This window comes from Achromobacter sp. 01N37 (assembly GCF_056399725.1).
This window is the reverse complement of record NZ_JBFTRX010000004.1, coordinates 133,813-153,678: the sequence shown is the minus strand read 5'-3', so window position 1 is coordinate 153,678 and position 19,866 is coordinate 133,813. Positions and strand designations below refer to the sequence as shown.

The 19,866-nt window shown below is 64.6% G+C and carries 13 protein-coding genes and 1 pseudogene; 9 read left to right on the top strand and 5 right to left on the bottom strand.

The window, feature by feature from the left end; genetic code table 11:
* The first annotated feature begins 108 nt into the window (after nucleotides 1–108).
* Nucleotides 109–921, top strand: a complete 813-nt coding sequence (locus AC1DSJ_RS09710; RefSeq protein ID WP_441371338.1) for an NUDIX hydrolase — start codon at nucleotides 109–111, stop codon at nucleotides 919–921.
* A 350-nt stretch (nucleotides 922–1,271) separates the two neighbouring features.
* On the opposite strand, the pseudogene AC1DSJ_RS09705 reads toward AC1DSJ_RS09710, so the two are convergent.
* Nucleotides 1,272–3,806 (bottom strand): annotated as a pseudogene (locus AC1DSJ_RS09705) (cation:proton antiporter); the annotation flags it as partial.
* Between the two features lie 188 nt (nucleotides 3,807–3,994).
* Between AC1DSJ_RS09705 and cpdA the strand changes: the two are divergent.
* Nucleotides 3,995–4,831, top strand: coding sequence for a 3',5'-cyclic-AMP phosphodiesterase (gene cpdA / locus AC1DSJ_RS09700; protein ID WP_175170670.1), 837 nt, complete (start codon nucleotides 3,995–3,997; stop codon nucleotides 4,829–4,831).
* Between the two features lie 380 nt (nucleotides 4,832–5,211).
* On the opposite strand, the gene rpoH is transcribed toward cpdA, so the two are convergent.
* The 3 genes from rpoH to fghA all read right to left on the bottom strand — a co-directional run bounded on the left by rpoH (nucleotide 5,212) and on the right by fghA (nucleotide 7,879).
* Entirely contained in the window at nucleotides 5,212–6,096 is an 885-nt protein-coding gene (rpoH, locus tag AC1DSJ_RS09695; RefSeq protein WP_054421064.1) for an RNA polymerase sigma factor RpoH, read from the bottom strand.
* Nucleotides 6,097–6,224: 128 nt separating this feature from the next.
* Entirely contained in the window at nucleotides 6,225–6,914 is a 690-nt protein-coding gene (locus AC1DSJ_RS09690) for a hypothetical protein (RefSeq protein WP_441371337.1), read from the bottom strand.
* Nucleotides 6,915–7,012: 98 nt separating this feature from the next.
* On the bottom strand, nucleotides 7,013–7,879 hold the full coding sequence (fghA, locus tag AC1DSJ_RS09685; RefSeq protein WP_054421062.1) for an S-formylglutathione hydrolase: 867 nt from the start codon (nucleotides 7,877–7,879) through the stop codon (nucleotides 7,013–7,015).
* A gap of 231 nt (nucleotides 7,880–8,110) precedes the next feature.
* On the opposite strand from fghA, the gene AC1DSJ_RS09680 reads away from it, so the two are divergent.
* The 6 genes from AC1DSJ_RS09680 (at nucleotide 8,111) to AC1DSJ_RS09655 (ending at nucleotide 17,583) form a co-directional block, all read left to right on the top strand.
* Nucleotides 8,111–8,875: a hypothetical protein gene (locus AC1DSJ_RS09680; RefSeq protein ID WP_441371336.1), complete on the top strand. Its 765-nt coding sequence runs from the start codon at nucleotides 8,111–8,113 to the stop codon at nucleotides 8,873–8,875.
* Nucleotides 8,876–9,305: 430 nt separating this feature from the next.
* The gene (locus AC1DSJ_RS09675) at nucleotides 9,306–14,045 is read left to right on the top strand and encodes a glutamate synthase-related protein (protein WP_175170673.1); all 4,740 of its coding nucleotides are present in this window, start codon (nucleotides 9,306–9,308) and stop codon (nucleotides 14,043–14,045) included.
* An 8-nt stretch (nucleotides 14,046–14,053) separates the two neighbouring features.
* Nucleotides 14,054–15,520: a glutamate synthase subunit beta gene (locus AC1DSJ_RS09670; protein WP_054421059.1), complete on the top strand. Its 1,467-nt coding sequence runs from the start codon at nucleotides 14,054–14,056 to the stop codon at nucleotides 15,518–15,520.
* 192 nt (nucleotides 15,521–15,712) lie between these two features.
* Complete coding sequence (locus tag AC1DSJ_RS09665) at nucleotides 15,713–16,285, top strand: chromate transporter (protein ID WP_441371335.1); 573 nt, start codon at nucleotides 15,713–15,715, stop codon at nucleotides 16,283–16,285.
* Nucleotides 16,282–16,809: a chromate transporter gene (locus AC1DSJ_RS09660; protein ID WP_054421057.1), complete on the top strand. Its 528-nt coding sequence runs from the start codon at nucleotides 16,282–16,284 to the stop codon at nucleotides 16,807–16,809. The genes AC1DSJ_RS09665 and AC1DSJ_RS09660 overlap by 4 nt, the downstream gene beginning before the upstream one ends.
* A gap of 135 nt (nucleotides 16,810–16,944) precedes the next feature.
* On the top strand, nucleotides 16,945–17,583 hold the full coding sequence (locus AC1DSJ_RS09655) for an OmpW/AlkL family protein (protein WP_054421056.1): 639 nt from the start codon (nucleotides 16,945–16,947) through the stop codon (nucleotides 17,581–17,583).
* A gap of 42 nt (nucleotides 17,584–17,625) precedes the next feature.
* Here AC1DSJ_RS09655 and AC1DSJ_RS09650 read toward each other — a convergent pair whose 3' ends face one another.
* Nucleotides 17,626–18,495: a LysR family transcriptional regulator gene (locus tag AC1DSJ_RS09650; RefSeq protein WP_427950453.1), complete on the bottom strand. Its 870-nt coding sequence runs from the start codon at nucleotides 18,493–18,495 to the stop codon at nucleotides 17,626–17,628.
* A gap of 64 nt (nucleotides 18,496–18,559) precedes the next feature.
* On the opposite strand from AC1DSJ_RS09650, the gene AC1DSJ_RS09645 reads away from it, so the two are divergent.
* A complete protein-coding gene (locus tag AC1DSJ_RS09645) occupies nucleotides 18,560–19,864 on the top strand; it encodes a YbfB/YjiJ family MFS transporter (protein ID WP_441371334.1) in 1,305 nt (434 codons plus the stop codon).
* Nucleotides 19,865–19,866 lie beyond the last annotated feature (2 nt).

The following is a 19,866-nucleotide window of genomic DNA, read 5'->3' as shown; positions in this document are numbered from 1 at the left end:
AATTCATGGCGCCCGCCCCCATCTGCACGCGCCACCCGTCCACCCCTTGACGCCCGCTGTAAACCGTGTGGCATAAAATCAGCGGCAACCTCATCACGACGCTCACCCATGCCCAAGCAGTTGTCCGATTTGTATGCCGAGCTGTGCGCGCGCGCACAAGAACCCGCTCCCGATGGCGCGCACGCTTTATATATAGCGGGCCGCCGCTGCGGCTGGGCGACGCATGCCGCGTGCGATGCGCTGCGCGGCGCCCCCGGCATCGACTGTGACGACACCGCTTTGCATATCGGTGCGGCGCTGACTCCCGGCGCGGCGCTCAATGCCGTGCTGGAACAGACGGCCGAACTGTTGCGCCAAGCCAACTGCTTGCGCGGATGGCGCGACGAATTGCTGGATGTCATGGATGGCGAAGCGCCGCTGGGCGTGATCGAACGCGCAGCGGTCCGTCCGTTGGGCCTGTTGACCAAGGCCGTGCATCTGAACGCCTGGACCCCGGACGGCCGCATCTGGGTCGCGCGGCGCGCGCTCAGCAAGTCCACCGATCCCGGTATGTGGGATACGCTCGTCGGCGGATTGGCCGGCAGCGGTGAAGACCTGGAGCTTGCGCTGGTGCGCGAATGCGGCGAAGAAGCGGGCCTGGACGCGCCGGATCTCGCGCAGCGCACGCCCTTGCGTACGATTCTGCGCATTCATCGCCGGCTGCCCGAGGGCTATCAGGTGGAAGACGTGCTGACCAGCACCTGCGTGCTGGCGGCCGATGCCCGGCCGGCCAACCGCGACGGCGAAGTCATGGAAATCGCGGTCGCGGAGGTGTCGACGGTGGTGCGCCAGATCACCGACGGCGAGTTCACGCTGGAGGCGGCGCTGGTGCTGGTCGAAGACATCATGCAACGCCAGGCCGCCGGCCAGATCCGAACCTAGCGCGGGGCAACCCCCGGCTCGCCCAGGATAGCGGGCGCGTCGTCATCCCGCGGCACGTGAGCTTCGGACAGGTCTTCGCGTGAGACCGGTGCAGTCGGGGAAGCGGATGCAGCGGATGCAGCGGGCGCAGAAGACGGAACGGCGGCCGCAGGATTCGTTGCAGGCGTTGCTGGTGTTGCTGGTGTTGCTGGTGTTGCCGGTGTTGCCGGTGTTGCTGGTGTTGCCGGTGTTGCCGGTGTTGCCGGTGTTGCCGGTGTTGCCGGTGTTGCCGGTGTTGCTGGTGCTGCTGGTGCTGCTGGCGTTTCCGCCCCTGCAGCTTCCGCCGCTTCCGCGGCCTGCGCGGGGCTCAGCGCCGAGGCGGGTGCGGGTGCTGGCGTGGCCGGTGTGGCCGACGCTTGCGAAAACTGCTTCCACACTTCAATGGCGCGCAGGCGCTGCTTGGCCACGACCTGAATCCGTTCACGCAGATGTTCGTCGCGCGCCAGCAGGGCGTGGAAATCGCGTGAGGACAGCATCAGCAGCTTGCTGTAGCCCAGCGAGGTCACGTCCGGCGTCAGCTGCTGTTCGCCCAACAGCCCGAGTTCACCAAAGAATTCGCCGCTGCCCAACTCGATCATGGTGTTGTCCGGCAGGTGCACGGCCACGGCGCCCGAGGCCACAAAACACATCTCTTCGCCATGACGCCCCTGCGTCAACACGCGCTGGTCCGGCAGCGACAAACGCGGCTTGAGCAGCTTGCTGATCGCGCGCAGCGAATCGGGCGACAGCCCTTCAAACAGCGGCACGCGCTTGATCAGTTCGGCCGCGCTCATTTCGATGTCCAGCGGCGGGTGCTTGTCGATATGCGCCCAGCGGCTTTTTAACTGCGCCATCAGGTCGGCGTAGACCTCGCCGCTGATCAGGAATTGCTCAAGCATGTCGCGATAGCGGATGCGTTCCAGCTCGCGCGCCACGCGGCCCAGATAGCTTTCCTGCAGCCACTGCGCGTAGGACGGATATTGCAGGTTCAGCGCCTGCATGGCGCTTTCGATCAGGTCCAGGCGGCGCTGGTGCAGCGCCACGATGCGCTGGGTGGCTTCTTCGCCCAGCAATGGCGTGATCTGTTCGCGCGCAAAAACGATTAGCCGCTGCGCGACAGAGCGCTTGCTCATCAAGTTGGCGAATCGCTGGCCAAGCTCACGCGCCAGCCACCCCTGGAAGCCAAACAGATAATGCATGCGCAGCGCCAGACGGAAGGCGGTGGAATAACGCACGTCGGCCACAATGGCGCGCTCAAAGCCCGGCACGCCGCCCAGCCGGATGGCGTCCTCCAGCCGTTCGGCCCGCGCCAGCAAGGCTTCGGCCATGCGCCAGTCGACGATCTGCGCCTTCAAGACGTCGAAGAACATTTCCTCTTCGCGCTGCGCCACGATGGCCAGGCCCACCGCCACACGCTGCTCGTCGCTCATCTGGCTGACCTGGCCGTCGTGCACGCTGGTCAGGCTGGCGTCGAACACGGCGCGGATACGGTCGCGGACTTCGGTGCCGATGTGCTCGGTCTTGGCGACTTCATCCGTCTTGCCTTGCAGATCTTCCAGCGCCACGGCCAGCGCCTGATTGCGTATCGTGCGCTCCACCGACGACAGCTGGTTCAAGCCCAGCATGCGAATCAAGGGCCGCAGACTGATGCCGTTGATGAACAGCGTCAGCAGCACATAACTGGTGGTGGCCACCGCGATGAACTGGCGCGCCTCTTCGGCCACACCGGTCTGCTCGGTAACCGCCAGCGCCAGCGCCAGCGACACGGCGCCGCGCAAGCCCCCCCACAACATCACCACCTTGTACGGGTTGCTGACCTTGGTGCCCAGCCGGGTAAGCCCCAGCAACGGCAGCAGGCCAAACACCACAATGGCGCGGGCGACCAGGGTCGCCACGAACACCACGGCCACCAGCACCAGTTCCTGCCAATCGGCTGCGGCCATCAGCTTCGGGATCAGCATGGCCGCGAACAGGAAAATCAGCGAATTGGCCCAGAAGCCAAACTGCTCCCAGGCGCTGGACAGGTATTCGAAGGTGGTAGGCGACATGCGCGTGCGGCCGGTAGACCCCACGACCAAACCGGCGATCACCGTGGCGACCACGCCCGACACGTTCAGATAATGCTCCGAGATAAAGAACGACAGATACGCCAGCGTCAGCGTCAGCGTGATCTCGGCCGTGGGAAACCCGCGCAGCCACGCGAACAGAAAGCAAGCCAGACGCCCCATTGCAAAGCCGGCGATGCCGCCCCCGATGAAGTGCACGATGAAATCGTTGAAGATGCCGCTGACGGTCAGTTCGCCATGGCCGCTCAGCACGGCCAGCAGCACCGAGTACAAGGCGATGGACGCCGCGTCGTTGAACAGGCTTTCGCCTTCGACCAGCGTCGTCAGCCGCTTGGGCGCGCCCACTTCGCGGAAGATGCCCACCACCGCAACCGGGTCCGTCGTAGCGACGATGGCGCCCAGCAGCAGGCAAACCACCATTCCATAGGGCGAGATCGCGTCCAGCGTCACGCCCACCACCACCGTACAAACCACCACGGCCACAATGGCCATCATGAGAATGGGGCCGATGTCGTCCATCAGGCGGCGCACGTTCATCGACAACGCGGTCTCAAACAGCAGCACCGGCAGGAACACCATCAGGAACGTTTCGGACGAAATCTCAAAGCGTTCCAGCGAATCCAGGAAGTCAGCAATCCAGCTGGGCGCCCAGCCATGCACATGAATAATGATGCCCAGCAGACAGCCGACAATAGCCAGCAGCACCGAGTACGGCAGCTTGAGGCGGCCGGCCAGCGGAGGCATGAAGCAGACCAGTGTGAGAAGACCGGCCAGGCCGAATACGAGAAAACCTACATCCATGGGTAGCGCCGCGTCCCGATCATTTGAGCAGTTAAGAATTTTCCCAAAGAATAGCGGCTTTTTTCCTAGGCCCCGGCCTGGATGCGTTAGAGAATGCACGTTTCGTTACCCCAAGCCCGGCGCCAGATACGCGCCGTGCGATGTTTTTTGGGTAATGTGCAATCGTGCAAACTTCGCAGGAGCGGCACTTGCCCCGCGTCCATTCCCTGGCCCGGCGTCACGACGCCCCCGCCATGCTCGTCCAGTTGACCGACAGCCATTTGTTCGGCGAACCCGACGTCGCGATGCTGGGCGTCAATACCGACGCGAGCCTGCGCGCGGTGTTGCGCCAGATCGAGGCCGACGGCAAGCATCCCGACCTGCTGCTGGCCACCGGCGACCTGTCCCAAGATGGCGAGGCCGCCGCGTATCGCCGCTTTGCCGCCATTCTGGGCGAGGCCGGCTCGTTGGCGGGCGCGCAGATCCGCTGCTTGCCGGGCAACCACGACCAGCCGGCCGTGATGCGCCAGGAATTGCCGCAGTGGTCAACGCCCGTGACCGACGTTGGCGCTTGGCGCGTGGTCACGCTGGACACCACCGTGCCCGGCTCCAACGCCGGCCATTTGCCCGACAGCCAATTGGATATGCTGGAAGCGGCGCTGGAGGCCGCGCCCGGCCGCCACACCCTGGTGGCGATGCACCACAACCCCATGCAGATCGACAGCCATTGGCATGACTCGATGATGATCGACAACCCGCAGGTGCTGTTCAAGCGCCTGACGCGCTGGCCGCAGGTGCGTGTGCTGTTGTGGGGACATGTGCATCACGAGTTCGACCGCCGCCGCCATAACCTGCGCATGCTGGCCACGCCTTCTACCTGCTTCCAGTTCAGCATTCGCGATGGCAAGCACGTAGTCGACAACATGGCGCCCGGCTACCGCTGGATCAAGCTCTATCAGGATGGGTCGATGGCCACCGGCGTGCGTCGCGTGCAGGACGCGCTGTGGCACACGGCGCTGGCGCCAGACGACGCGCAAGCCGCATAAAAAACGGGGCACCAGATATATGAAATATATGTGGTGCCCCGCAAGCATCCGTCTCATAGGGGAGGGGAAAGAGGAGAAGCCGAGACGGATGACAAGACTGCTAACCGAAGTTCGCGGTCTACATGAAGTTAGGCGGGCCGATCCCCATTAAGTTTCTGCAATCCGCAGAAATTTGAGCCTGAATTTGTATCAATTTATTGTTGCGGTGTGGGCGCTGCTGCGCGATGCCTAGTGACGCGCCGTTGATACGCCAAGACGCCTGAGCGATGCATAGCGCTTGCCATGTAGGTGCATAGTGACCGTGACGATCGCGTGCAAAGAAAAGGGCCGCTTGCGAGCGGCCCTTCTTGCGAACATCGTGCAGGTTCATCCCCGGCGGATTACGCCGCCAGATTGCCGCGCATCTTTTTCAGTGCAGCCGCTTCGATCTGGCGAATGCGTTCAGCGGACACGCCAAACTCTTGCGCCAATTCGTGCAGCGTAGCGCCGCCGTCGTCTTGCAGCCAGCGCGCTTCAACGATGCGGCGCGAGCGGGCGTCCAGCGCATCCAGCGCGCCGGTCAGGCCGGTGCTTTGCAACTGATCGCGCGCGGCGCGTTCCAGCACGCGGGTCGGTTCCTGGCGGCCGTCGTCGGACAGATAGGCGATGGGCGCGTAGCTGTCGTCATCGTCGTCCTGATTTTCCAGCGACATATCGCGGCCGGACAGGCGCACTTCCATTTCGCTGACGTCTTCGCGGCGCACGTTCAGTTCGCGCGCGATGTGATCGACCTGTTCAGGGTCCAGCGTCTGGCCGTCGGGGCGCATGCTGCGCAGATTGAAGAACAGCTTGCGCTGGGCCTTGGTGGTGGCCACCTTGACCAAGCGCCAGTTGCGGATGATGTATTCGTGGATTTCAGCCTTGATCCAGTGCACGGCGAACGACACCAGGCGCACACCGCGCTCCGGGTCGAAACGCTTCACGGCCTTCATCAGGCCGACGTTGCCTTCTTGGATCAGGTCAGCGTGGGGCAACCCGTAGCCCAGGTACTGGCGGGCAACGGACACCACCAGACGCAGGTGGGACAGAATCAGTTCGCGCGCCGCGCCCAGGTCTTCCTGGTCACGCAGGCGGCGGCCCAGCTCGGTTTCGCGTTCGGCGGACAACACCGGCAGGCGGTTGACCGAAGAGATATACGCGTCGATCGTGCCAAGTGCGCCCGGATTGGCAATGGCCAACGCCAGAGCGTTGCCGGAAGCGGCCAACGAGGTACTGGGTTGTTTCATAGCGGGGGTCTCCGGAAAGCAAGGGGATAACGACATGGATTCGATGTTAGCACTCTAGTAAAGGGAGTGCTAATAGGACTATTGCGGTGCGTCAAAGTTTCAATTCCGTGACGCGTCCCCATATATTTCTACCAGCCCAGACGCTTTAACCCCTCTGCCGTAGCGTCGCCGTCCGGACGGATGAACAAGGCGCCGCGGGGGTCCATAAAGACCTGATACTTCGCGCCATCAAACATGGGCATGTAGGCGCCGCTGCCAAATTGGACATCGACAAAGGGGAGCCAATTCGGAAAACTCTTCTTCAGCGATCCAAGGTCGGGCGCGGGCCAGTCATCCAAGGCATGGACCGAGCGCGTGGCCGAGGCTTCACGCGCCGTATCGCTATAGCGGCCGGACAAACGTTCCAGGCGATACAACGGCGGCACGCCCGCCATCAGCGCGGGGAGCTTCCAGCGCACGACGCGCGCATCAATCTGCCATTGGTCGCCGTACAGCACATATTGTTTAGGGCCGATGCCGGGTGCGGTGGTCGTAAGCTGGAACTGGCCGTCCGTTTGCTGGGCGATTTCAACGCGGGCCACGGATTCATCCGTGGTCAGGCGGAAAAACTGCACCAGTGACAACGCCAGCAAACCGGACACGCAGCCCAGCAACACCAGCATCAAGCCGAACAGGCGGCGCACCGGCCGGAACTGGAACATCTTGCGGCCACGCTCGTCGCGCGGGCCGCCGCGGCCCAGCAACATGACGATGCCCGGCAGGAATACGACGACGGCGCCCAGAAGAATCCAGACAAAGGGAGCGATACCGTTGATCAAATCAGGCGTTCCTATTCAGAACGCCGCGGGTTCCAGCCCGTCGCGCCCAGGGCGCCGCGAGCCTGCCGCGGCAGGCTCCCCAGTATAGAAGGGCGTCTTCAGCCCGCCGGCTTTCCAAGCCGTTCGACGTGAAACCGGATGTGATCCTCGATGAAGGTCGAGATGAAGTAGTAGCCATGGTCGTAGCCGGGCTGGCGGCGCAGCGACAAGGGCTGATCGGCGGCGGCGCAGGCGGCTTCGAATACCTCGGGATACAACTGTTCAGCCAGGAATTGGTCTGATTCGCCCTGGTCGATCAGGATGCCGCCGGGGAAGGGCCGCTTCAGGCCGCGCATCAGCGCCGACGCGTCGTAAGCTGCCCACTCGGCGGGGTTGTCGCCCAGGTAGGCGCCGAAAGCCTTCTTGCCCCAGGGGCACTGGCTGGGCGCGGCGATGGGCGCAAACGCGGATACCGAACGGAACTTGGCGGGGTTGCGCAGCGCCAGCACCAGTGCGCCGTGGCCGCCCATGGAGTGCCCGAAGATGCCGGTGCGGGACGCGTCGCCGGGCAGGGTGCCGCCCGTGACAATGCCGTGCAGTTCTTCGGTGACGTAGCTGTACATGCGGTAGTGGTCGCGCCAGGCGGGCGTGGTGGCGTCCACATAGAAGCCGGCGCCCGTGCCGAGGTCCCAGCTTTCTTCTTCACCGGCCACATTCGCGCCGCGCGGGCTGGTGTCAGGCGCGACCAGCATCACGCCAAGTTCAGCAGCCAGACGCTGGGCGCCCGCCTTGATCATGAAGGTTTCTTCGGTGCAGGTCAGGCCCGCCAGATAGAACAGCACGGGCACGGGGCCGTTGTCAGCCTGCGGCGGCACGTAGACCGAAAATCGCATGGGCAGGCCGATCTGGGCGGACTCATGGCGGTAGTAGCGCTGCGTACCGCCAAAGCAGCGATGCTGGGAAATGAGCTCCAAGGCCGTGGGCATGGATTTTCTCCGGTCAGGGGGGTGAAAAAAACGTCGACGGGTTAGGGTATATCCACGGTACGACGTTCCGTCGCCGAATGTTAACCTGCACTCGAAAGCGGCCGAATGACAAAAAAAATGGATTCCGTGCCCGATTTGTGATCACGGGACTTGACCAGCGCCCACCGTGGCACTATTTATATACCGTGAGCGAAGACAACCCGTTCTTCCAGATACGCAAGCCCTGACACTATGGCCCGACTGCCCCGTCTGTACGCCCCCGGGCTGCCCCAACTGGTGCAGGCCAACTTCATTTCGCCGCTGGCCGCGCCGTCGCAACCAGCGCCCGCCGACATACTGAATCAACTCGCAACCTGGCTGGGCGAATCCGCTCAACGCCATCGCGTGTCGGTTCACGGCTGGCTGCTTGCCAATGACCGCATCCTGTTGCTGGCCACGCCCGCTGACGAGGAAGGCCTGCCCCGGCTGATGCAGACGCTGGGCCGCAACCTGGCGGCGCGTTTGCGCGGCGGCCGGGTGTTCGCGGGGCGTTACCGCTCTGCGCTGCTGGAGCCGGGCGCTTGGGTATTGCCGGCGCTGGTCTGGCTGGAAACGTACCCGGTGCGCAGCGGCGCATCGCAAGACCCTGATTCCTGGCCCTGGTCGTCCGCGGCGAGCCACACCGGCAACACGACGGCGGCGCCCGCGCAGTGGCAATCCGATCACGCGGATTACTGGGCTTGCGGCAACACGCCATTCGACCGCCAAGCCAATTACCGCAAACGCCTGCAAGACGGCCTGTCGCGCGAAGAATCGCAGCGCATTGACCAAGCCGTGTCGGGTCAATGGGCATTGGGCGGCGCGAGCTTCATCGCCAGCCTGGCCCATACCGCCAGCCGGCGCGTGGCCCCCGGCCAGCGCGGCCGTCCGCGCAAGAAGCCGGCCGCCCCGGCGTCCGCTGACGCGGAAACGCCCCCGGCTGCGCCGACGAGCTCAACGCCCACGACGTCATCCTGATACCCGAACCCGCCTCTCTGGCGGGTTTTTCGCAGCATTCGCCGTTGGGCTTGATCCCGCCGGCGGCGACACCCATTGATTCGGCAACGGTCCGGCCATTGCGCCTGTGCGCCCCGAATCCGGCAAACCTGTGCAGTTTTCGCCACAGGCGATATTGATATTCCACAGCAAAATTGCCGCTTTATTTAGGGACAGATAGAGCCATAAATAGGGATTTCACTACCCTTCAGCGGCAGCGGCACAAAGCCCCTCCCTGCCGAGCCAATAACGGCGCGTCCGTTGTTGTGTCCCTATATTTATGCCCTATGATGGAGCATCAATATAATTAGGGTCACACCCCTATTGTTCCAGTTGCACCCTACCTGCAGCGGGGGTATTGTCCGTCTCCTGCACTGCAACATTACGACGCAGGCTCACTGCGGAGCGCGCCATGCCCCAAATTACCCCGATCGAATCCTGTCCCACCCCCAAGGCGACCCCTATCGATGCCAGCCGCATCGGTTTGCCTGCGGCTCAAGGGCTCTACCACCCCAAGAACGAACATGACGCCTGCGGCGTTGGTTTTGTTGCGCATATCAAGGGCAAGAAAAGCCACGCGATCATCCAGCAGGGTCTGAAGATCCTGGAAAACCTGGACCACCGCGGCGCGGTCGGTGCGGACAAGCTGATGGGCGACGGCGCGGGCATCCTGATTCAGATTCCGGACACGCTCTACCGCGACGAACTCAGCCAGCAAGGCATCATCCTGCCGCCTCCGGGCGAGTACGGCGTGGCCATGGTGTTCCTGCCCAAGGAAACCGCCTCGCGCCTGGCCTGTGAGCAAGAGCTGGAACGCTCGGTGCGCGCGGAAGGCCAAGTGGTGCTGGGCTGGCGCAATGTGCCGGTGGACGTCGACATGCCCATGTCGCCCACCGTGCGCGATTGCGAGCCCGTGATCCGCCAGCTGTTCATCGGCCGCGGCGCCGACGTGATGGTGCCGGACGCGCTGGAACGCAAGCTGTACGTGATCCGCAAGACCGCCAGCCACGCCATCCAGAACATGCATCTGGCCCACGGCAAGGAATATTTCGTGCCGTCGGCATCGGTGCGCACCGTGGTCTACAAGGGCCTGCTGCTGGCCGACCAGGTTGGCCGCTACTACCGCGACCTGGCCGACACCCGCACGGTGTCCGCCCTGGCGCTGGTGCACCAGCGCTTCTCGACCAACACGTTCCCCGCCTGGCCGCTGGCCCACCCGTACCGCATGATTGCGCACAACGGTGAAATCAACACGGTCAAGGGCAACTTCAACTGGCTGCGCGCCCGCGAAGGCATGATGCAGTCGGCCGTGCTGGGCGACGATCTGAAGAAGCTGTACCCCATCGTCTACGAAGGCCAGTCGGACACCGCCACGTTCGACAACTGCCTGGAACTGCTGGTGAATTCGGGCTACTCGCTGGCCCACGCCATGATGATGATGATCCCGGAAGCCTGGGAACAGCACACGCAGATGGACGAGTCGCGCCGCGCGTTCTACGAATACCACGCCGCCATGATGGAGCCGTGGGACGGCCCCGCCGCGGTTGCCTTCACCGATGGCCGCCAGATCGGCGCCACGCTGGACCGCAATGGCCTGCGCCCTGCCCGCTATCTGGTCACAGATGACGATATGGTCATCCTGGCATCCGAAGCCGGCACGCTGTCGATTCCCGAAAACCGCATCGTCAAGAAGTGGCGCCTGCAGCCGGGCAAGATGTTCCTGATCGACCTGGAACAAGGCCGCATCATCGACGACGCCGAGATCAAGCTGCAACTGGCCAACAGCCGCCCGTACCGCCAGTGGATCGAACGCCTGCAGATCAAGCTGGAATCGCTGCCCGCGCCGCGTCAGGTGGCCGTTGCCACGCAGTCGGCCGTGTCGCTGCTGGACCGCCAGCAAGCCTTCGGCTGGACCCAGGAAGACTACAAGTTCATCCTGGAACCCATGGCGTCCACCGGCGAAGAAGTGATCGGCTCGATGGGCAACGACGCTCCGCTGGCCGTGCTGTCTGACCGCGCCAAGCCGTTCTACAACTACTTCCGCCAACTGTTTGCGCAGGTCACGAACCCGCCCATCGACCCCATCCGCGAACAGCTGGTGATGTCGCTGGTGTCGTTCATCGGCCCCAAGCCCAACCTGCTGGACATCAATAACGTCAACCCGCCGCTGCGTCTGGAAGTGTCCCAGCCGGTGCTGGACTTCGCCGCCATGGCGCAGATCCGCGACATCGAGCAAGTCACGGGCAAGAAATTCCGCAGCTTCGAACTCGACATCACGTACCCCGCCGCCTGGGGCCCCGAGGGCATTGAAGCCCGCGTGGCCGCGCTGTGCGCGCGCGCCGTTGATGCCGTGCAAAGCGGCTACAACATCCTGATCGTGTCGGACCGCCTGGTCGACAGCGAGCGCGTGGCCATCCCCGCGCTGCTGGCCACCTCGGCCGTCCACCAGCACTTGATCCGCGCCGGCCTGCGCACCAACACCGGCCTGGTCGTGGAAACCGGTTCGGCGCGCGAAGTGCACCACTTTGCGCTGCTGGGCGGCTACGGCGCCGAAGCCATTCACCCCTACCTGGCGCTGGAATCGCTGGGCAAGATGAATGACCCCGAAAAGGCCGTGAAGAACTTCATCAAGGCGATCGGCAAGGGCTTGAACAAGGTCATGTCCAAGATGGGCATTTCGACCTACATGTCCTACACCGGCGCGCAGATCTTCGAAGCGGTGGGCCTGCAAAGCAACCTGGTGAACAAGTACTTCACCGGCACGTCGTCCAACATCGAAGGCATCGGCATCTTCCAAGTGGCCGAAGAAGCGCTGCGCCAGCATCGCGCCGCCTTCAGCACCGACCCGGTGCTGGCCAACGACCTGGAGGCAGGCGGCGAATACGCCTACCGCGTGCGCGGCGAAGAGCACATGTGGACGCCGGATTCCATCGCCAAGTTGCAGCACGCCTCGCGCGCCAACAACTACCGCACGTACAAGGAATACGCGCAGATCATCAACGACCAAAGCCGTCGCCACATGACCTTGCGCGGCTTGTTCGAATTCCGCTTCGAGCCGTCGCGCGCCATCCCGCTGGATGACGTGGAATCGGCCAAGGACATCGTCAAGCGCTTTGCCACCGGCGCCATGTCGCTGGGTTCGATCTCGACCGAAGCCCACTCGGTGCTGGCCGTTGCCATGAACCGCATCGGCGGCAAGTCGAACACCGGCGAAGGCGGCGAAGATGAACTGCGCTACCGCGCCGAAATGCGCGAAGGCAAGAGCACCATCAAGGACGGCGACACGCTGGCCTCGCTGCTGGGTTCGGACCGTATCGAAGCCGACGTCGTGCTGAAGAAGGGCGATTCGCTGCGCTCGAAGATCAAGCAGGTGGCGTCGGGCCGGTTTGGCGTGACGGCCGAGTACCTGTCGTCGGCCGACCAGATCCAGATCAAGATGGCGCAGGGCGCCAAGCCCGGCGAAGGCGGCCAGCTGCCCGGCCACAAGGTGTCGGAATACATCGCCAAGCTGCGTTATTCGGTGCCGGGCGTGGGCCTGATTTCGCCCCCGCCGCACCACGACATCTATTCCATCGAAGACTTGGCTCAGCTGATCCACGATCTGAAGAACGTGAATTCCAAGGCGTCGGTGTCGGTCAAGCTCGTGTCCGAAGTGGGCGTGGGCACGGTGGCCGCTGGTGTCGCCAAAGCCAAGGCTGACCACGTCGTGATCGCCGGCCATGACGGCGGCACGGGCGCATCCCCGGTGTCGTCCATCAAGCACGTGGGCACGCCTTGGGAACTGGGCCTGGCCGAAACGCAACAGACGCTGGTCTTGAACCGCCTGCGCAGCCGCATCCGCGTGCAGGCCGACGGCCAGATGAAGACCGGCCGCGACGTCGTCATCGGCGCGCTGCTGGGCGCTGATGAATTCGGTTTCGCGACGGCGCCGCTCGTCGTTGAAGGCTGCATCATGATGCGCAAGTGCCACCTGAACACCTGCCCGGTGGGCGTGGCCACGCAAGACCCCGTCCTGCGCAAGAAATTCCAGGGCAAGCCGGAACACGTCGTGAACTTCTTCTTCTTCATCGCCGAAGAAGTCCGCGAAATCATGGCGCAGCTGGGCATCCGCAAGTTCGACGACCTGATCGGCCGCGCCGATCTGCTGGACATGCGTTCGGGCGTTGAGCACTGGAAGGCGCAAGGGCTGGACTTCGCCCGCGTGTTCCATCAAACGCAATCCGACGCCGACGTGCGTCAGACCGAAGAGCAGGATCACGGCCTGGCCGGCGCGCTGGATCACCAGTTGATCGACCGCAGCCGCCCCGCGCTGGAACGTGGCGAAAAGGTGTCGTTCATCGTGCCGGTGCGCAACCGCAACCGTACGATCGGCGCCATGCTGTCGGGCGCCGTGGCCTCGCGCTACGGCCACGACGGCCTGCCCGACGACACCATCCACATTCAGTGCAACGGCACCGCCGGCCAAAGCTTCGGCGCGTTCCTGGCGCACGGCATCACGATGGACCTGGTGGGCGAAGGCAACGATTACGTCGGCAAGGGCTTGTCCGGCGGACGCATCATCGTGCGCTCGCCCAACGACTTCCGCGGCTTCGGCCCCGACCACATCATTGCCGGCAACACCGTGCTGTATGGCGCGCTGGCAGGCGAAGCATTCTTCAACGGCGTGGCCGGCGAACGCTTCGCGGTGCGTAACTCGGGCGCGGCGACGGTGGTCGAAGGCACGGGCGACCACGGTTGCGAATACATGACGGGCGGCACGGTCGTGGTGCTGGGCGCCACGGGCCGCAACTTCGCAGCCGGCATGTCGGGCGGCGTGGCCTATGTGTGGGACCCGGAGCGCACGCTCAAGCACCGCGTCAACCTGTCGATGGTTGAACTGGAAGGCGTGGCGCCGCATGCAGAGCAGCAAGCGCTGAACAATATCGACATCTGGCACAGCGCGCAGCGCGGTGGCGAACGCGAGACGGATGAAACCATCCTGCGCCGCCTGGTGGAAGATCACTTCCGCTACACCGGCAGCTACCGCGCCCGCGAGATCCTGGGCGACTGGGAAGCCTCGCGCGGCAAATTCGTAAAGGTCATGCCGACGGACTACCGTCGCGCATTGGGTGAAATGTGGCGTGCAGCCAACCAGCAACAACTGGCTGCGTGAGGGATACCATGGGAAAGATTACCGGCTTTATGGAATTTCAGCGTCTGCAGGAGGCCTCCGAGGCCCCGCAGAAGCGGCTGAAGAACTGGCGCGAATTCGTGCTGCACCTGACCGATGACCAGGCCAAGCAGCAAGCTGCGCGCTGCATGGACTGCGGCATCCCGTTCTGCAATAACGGCTGCCCGGTCAACAACATCATCCCCGACTGGAATGATCTGGTTTACAAGCAGGACTGGCGCCGCGCGCTGGACGTGCTGCACTCCACGAACAACTTCCCGGAGTTCACGGGCCGCATCTGCCCGGCGCCGTGTGAAGCCGCCTGTACCTTGAACATCAACAGCGACGCCGTGGGCATCAAGTCCATTGAGCACGCCATCATCGACAAGGGTTGGGCCGAAGGCTGGGTCGCCCCGCTGGTGCCGGCGCGCAAGACGGGCAAGAAGGTTGCGGTGGTGGGCTCCGGCCCCGCCGGCATGGCGTGCGCGCAGCAGCTGGCGCGCGCGGGCCACTCCGTGACGCTGTTCGAAAAGAGCGACCGCATCGGTGGCCTGCTGCGTTATGGCATCCCCGACTTCAAGCTGGAAAAGCACCAGATCGACCGCCGCATCTCGCAGATGGAAGCCGAAGGCGTGGAGTTTGCGCCGTCTACTTACATCGGCAACCCGAAAGACCCCGTGGCCGATGGCCTGACGGTGCGCACGCCGGAATCGCTGAAGGCGGAATTCGACGCGGTCGTCATGACCGGCGGTTCGGAAACCCCGCGCGACCTGCCGGTGCCGGGCCGTGAATTGTCGGGCGTGTACTTCGCCATGGACTTCCTGCGCCAGCAGAACAAGGCCGTCGCCGGCGACCGCCTGACCGACCAGACGCTGGCCAAGGGCAAGCATGTGATCGTGATTGGCGGCGGCGATACGGGTTCCGATTGCGTGGGCACCAGCAACCGCCACGGCGCGGCCTCGGTCACGCAATTCGAACTGATGCCTCAGCCGCCCGAGTCTGAAAACAAGACCATGACGTGGCCGTACTGGCCGCTGAAGATGCGCACGTCGTCGTCGCACGAAGAAGGCTGCGACCGCGACTGGTCCGTGACCACCAAGCTGCTCAAGGGCAGCAATGGCAAGGTCGAAAAACTGGTCGGCGCGCGCGTCGAGTGGTTCAAGGACGAGGCCACCGGCCAGATGAAGATGCGCGAAGTCGAAGGCTCGGAGTTCGAGATCAAGGCCGACCTGGTGCTGCTGGCCATGGGCTTCGTGTCGCCGGTGCAAACCGTGCTGGATGCCTTCGGCGTGGATCGCGATGCGCGCGGCAACGTGCGTGCCAACACCGACGACTACCGCACCAACGTCGAGAAGGTGTTCGCTGCAGGCGACATGCGCCGTGGCCAGTCGCTGGTGGTCTGGGCCATCCGTGAAGGCCGCCAGTGCGCACGTTCGGTGGACGCTTACCTGATGGGCAGCAGCGAACTGCCGCGCTGATCTTCGGTTCTGACGAACCCCATTCGCCGCCTTCGCGCCCCTGCGCCAAGGCGGCGAATGCTTTTCAGGCAGCCGACATTTTCGTTTCCGTAAGATGTGAGGCCGTACCAAGCCACCGCGGAAAACCCCTGCGGAATCCCCTGCGTGCACGCACGTGGGAACCCTGCGCCATCGCGCGCTTTTCTGGCCACCATGTCCCACGACCCACTCGCTGCTCCGCCCACGCTGCCGCAGATTTTTCTGGCGTTCACCAAAGTCGGCCTGACCAGTTTTGGCGGCGGCTTAAGCGGCTGGATGATGCGTGAATTCGTGCAGCAGCGGCGGTGGATGTCGGAATCCGATTTCCTGTCGGGGCTGGCGCTGGCGCAATCCTTTCCCGGCGTGAATGTCGTGAACCTGGCGATATGGATCGGGTTCCGCTTGCGCGGCGGGCCAGGCGCATTGCTGGGCGGGCTGGGCATCACCGTGCCGCCAATGCTGGTGGCGATTGCGCTGGCGGCGCTATTTGCCAGCATGGCGCAGTCGCACGGGCTGCATGTGGCGATGGCCGGCGTGGCCGCAGCGGCGGTGGGCGTGTCGCTGCAAACAGGCTTGCGTGCGGCGCGCCGTGCACTGATCGGCTGGGTGCCAGCGGCAATCATGGGCGCGACCTTCGCCGCGATCTTTCTGCTGCGTCTGCCGCTGCTGTGGGTGGTGGGCGCAATGGCGCCGCTGTCGATCTTCATTGCCTACACGCGCATCCGCCGCCAGGAGCCGCGCAAATGAATATGGCGACGCTGCATGATCTGTTTTCGGTGTTCACGCCGCTGTCGTTTTTGACGGTGGGTGGCGGCCAGAGCATCCTGCCCGACATCCATCGCCAGGCGGTCGACAGCTATGGCTGGATCAACGACGCGCAGTTCCTGGATTACTTCGCACTGTCTCGCATCACGCCCGGCCCGGCGTCGTTGCTGGTGACGCTGATCGGCTGGCATGTGGGCGGCTGGGCGGGCGCAATTGCTGCGTCGATAGCCATCTTCCTGCCGTGTTCACTGCTGATCTATGCGCTGGCGCGCGTGTGGGCAAGGTACCGGCGCACGACGTGCATTCGTGCCATTGAAGCAGGCTTGGTGCCGGTGGCGGCGGGCATGATCCTGGCGTCGTCATGCACGATCTTGCGTGCCGCCGAAGGCGGCGCGTGGGCGTGGGCCGTGGCGGCGTTGTCGACCGCGGCGCTTGTGTATACGCGGGTCAGTCCGTTCATCATGTTGGGATTGGGCGCGGGGATATTTTTTGTGGCGTTGGGGTAGGACTGGTCTGATTCCTGTTGCCGAGCCGCCACGGCGCGTTCCGCATCTTTTCACGGTTTGACACATATCAATCGGGCCCGGCGCCTGCTCTGAGAACCTGTCGTCTCACCCTCATGGAAAGATCGGAGAAGAAAAATGTTTTCGCTGAATGGGCGTATCCGCGCCACCGCCATCGCCGGCCTGATCGCAGCTGGCGCACTCGCCGCTCCCGCGCATGCCCATGAGGCCGGCGACGTGTTGTTCCGAGTTGGCGTGACGCAGGTTCGCCCCGCCTCCAACAACGGCACCGTGCTCGACGGCAGCGTCAAGCTCGACGCCAACAACAACGTGCGCCCGAGCTTCACGCTGGGCTACATGGTGACGCGCAACATCGGTATCGAACTGCTGGGCGCATGGCCGTTCCAGCACGATGTCAGCGGCAGCGGCCTAGGCAAGATCGGCTCCAGCAAGCAACTGCCGCCCACGCTCAGCCTGCAATGGCACATCCTTCCCGACAGCATGATCCAGCCGTACATCGGCGTCGGCATCAACTACACGCACTTCTTCGACACCAAGGCCGAAGGCGCGTTGAAGGGTTCCGACCTGAAGATGGGCGACTCGTGGGGCGTGGCCGCGCAACTGGGCGCGGACTTCAAGATCAATGAACGCTGGTTCATGAACGCGGACATCCGCTACATCGACATCAAGTCGAAGGTGAAGCTGGACGGCCAGCACATCGGCACCGCGCGCATCGATCCGTGGGTGGCGACGCTGGGCGTCGGCTATCGCTTCTAACGATTGCGGTTGCGCGCTGATGCCGCTTGCAACCGCATGGCGTCAGCGCGGCGCCTGCAACTGTTGGCGCAAGGCTTGCAGGGCGGGCGAGTCATCGTCCGCGCGCCAGACCAGCTGGGTCAGGGCGGTGGCATAAGGGCCCGTCAGTGCGCTGACGCAAACGGAATGCTCCGCCCCCAGCACGGCCAGCACCGAACGCGGCACGATGGCCACGCCTGACCCCGCCGCCACACACGCCACGATGGCGTGATACGACGCAAACTCCATCACCCGGCCCGCCGCCACGCCTTCGTGGTTCAGCCACGATTCCAGAATGCGGCGGTACGAACACCCCGCGGCAAACGCAATGACGCTGCGGTCGCCCAGATCGCGCGGGCTGGCAATGGCGCCCCATGCCAAGGGTGAAATCAACGTCAGGTCTTCCTGGAAGGCGTCCAGGGTGGCCAGCCCCTCGGCCGGAAATGGCTGGGCCACGAACGCCGCTTCGATCTCAAAGTTGCGCACCTTGGCCGCCAGCGCGCCCGATGTGCCCGTGACCAGTTCAATGCCCACCTGCGGCCAGGCCGCGTGATAGGCCGCCAGAATGGGCGGCAGGCGCGCGGCCGCCGTGCTTTCCATGGTGCCAATGCGCAACACGCCCTGAGGCGCGCCATCCCGCACGGCGGCTTGTGCTTCGTCTGACAAACGCAGCAGGCGGTCGGCATATGACAGCAGCACGCGGCCCTGGTCAGACAGCACCAGGCGACGGTTCTGACGCCGAAAGAGCGGGGCGTTAAGCGAAACCTCCAGCTGCTTCAAGCGGGTCGACACGTTGGACTGCACCCGGTTCAGGTGCTGGGCGGCGCGCGCCACGCCGCCCTGATCGGCCACCGCCTTGAAAATCTGCAACGCGTCGAGATCCAAGTTTCTCATTTCAAGAACCTATGTTCTGAATAATTCATTATTCAAGATATAAGTACAGCCGTAGAGTGGGCGTATGTCAACGCCTGCTTACCCTTCTGTGTCCGATTCCGTTGCTGACCTGCGTGGCCCCGCCCGCCTGGCCTGGCCCGCCGCGCTGGCCCTGGCCGCCGCGATGGGCATTGGGCGATTCGCCTTCACGCCGGTGTGGCCGCTGATGGCGCAGGAAGGAGGGTTGTCGCTGGCGCAGGGCGGGTGGATCGCCTCGGCCAACTACGCCGGCTATCTGCTGGGCGCGCTGGCGGCCGTGGCATGGCCCGTGCGCCGGTTACGCGGCCAATTGGCGGTCAGCCTGCTGGCCGTGGCCGTGCTGACGCTGGCGATGCCGCTGTTTCACAACGTGGCCGTCTGGTGCGCGCTTCGTCTGGCGGCGGGCTACGCCAGCGCCAGCGCCTTCATTTGCGTCGCGGCGTGGCGGCCCGTGCCGGCGGGAGACCCGCGCGAAGCGGGCGCGTCGGCGGTGACTTACGCCGGCGTGGGCGCGGGCATCGCGCTGACTGGCCTGGTTTGTCTGGCGTTGATGGCGGGGCAGGTGCGCGCCGACGGCATGTGGCTGACGCTGGGCGGGCTGACGCTGGCTCTGTCCCTGATGGCGTGGCCGGGGTTGCGCCAGCCTGTGGCGCCGGTGCGCGCGGCGGCTTCCACGGCAACCACGCCCAACGCCGCGACCCACTCCACGCCCCACTCCACGTCACACCCCACGTCACACCCCACGCCCGCCGCCACCCGCCTGCCGCCCGCCATCGGGCAACTGGCGCTGCACTACGGCGTGTTCGGCGTCGGCTACATCATTCCGGCCACCTTCCTGCCGGCGATGGCCAAGGAGATCTTTCCGGACCCCGCCATCTTTGGCTGGGCATGGCCGCTGTTCGGGCTGGCGGCGGCGGTGTCATGCCTGCTGGTTCCCCGGCTGGCGCGGGCGCGCGATGAAAAGCGTGTCTGGCAGGCAGCGCAGGCGCTGATGGCGCTGGGCATGCTGACGGTGGCGCTGTGGCACCACATCGCCGCTGTCATCGTGGCGGCATTGCTGGTGGGCGGCACCTTCATGGTGATCACGCAGGCCGGCATTCTGACCGCGCGGCGCACCGCAGGCGCCGCCGCACCGCGCGCCGCCGCCGTCATGACGGCCGCCTTTGCCGCCGGCCAGATCCTGGGGCCGCTGTTGGCCTCATGGGCCGCGCACTGGGGCGCGGGGCTGCCGCAGGTGCTGGGCGCGGGCGCGGCGTTGCTGGCGCTATCGGCCTGGGGCTTGGGAAAAGTCACGACAGCCGGCAGTGGTGCTGGGCATAATGCGATCGGCCCCCAAGGCCGTACACATTAGAG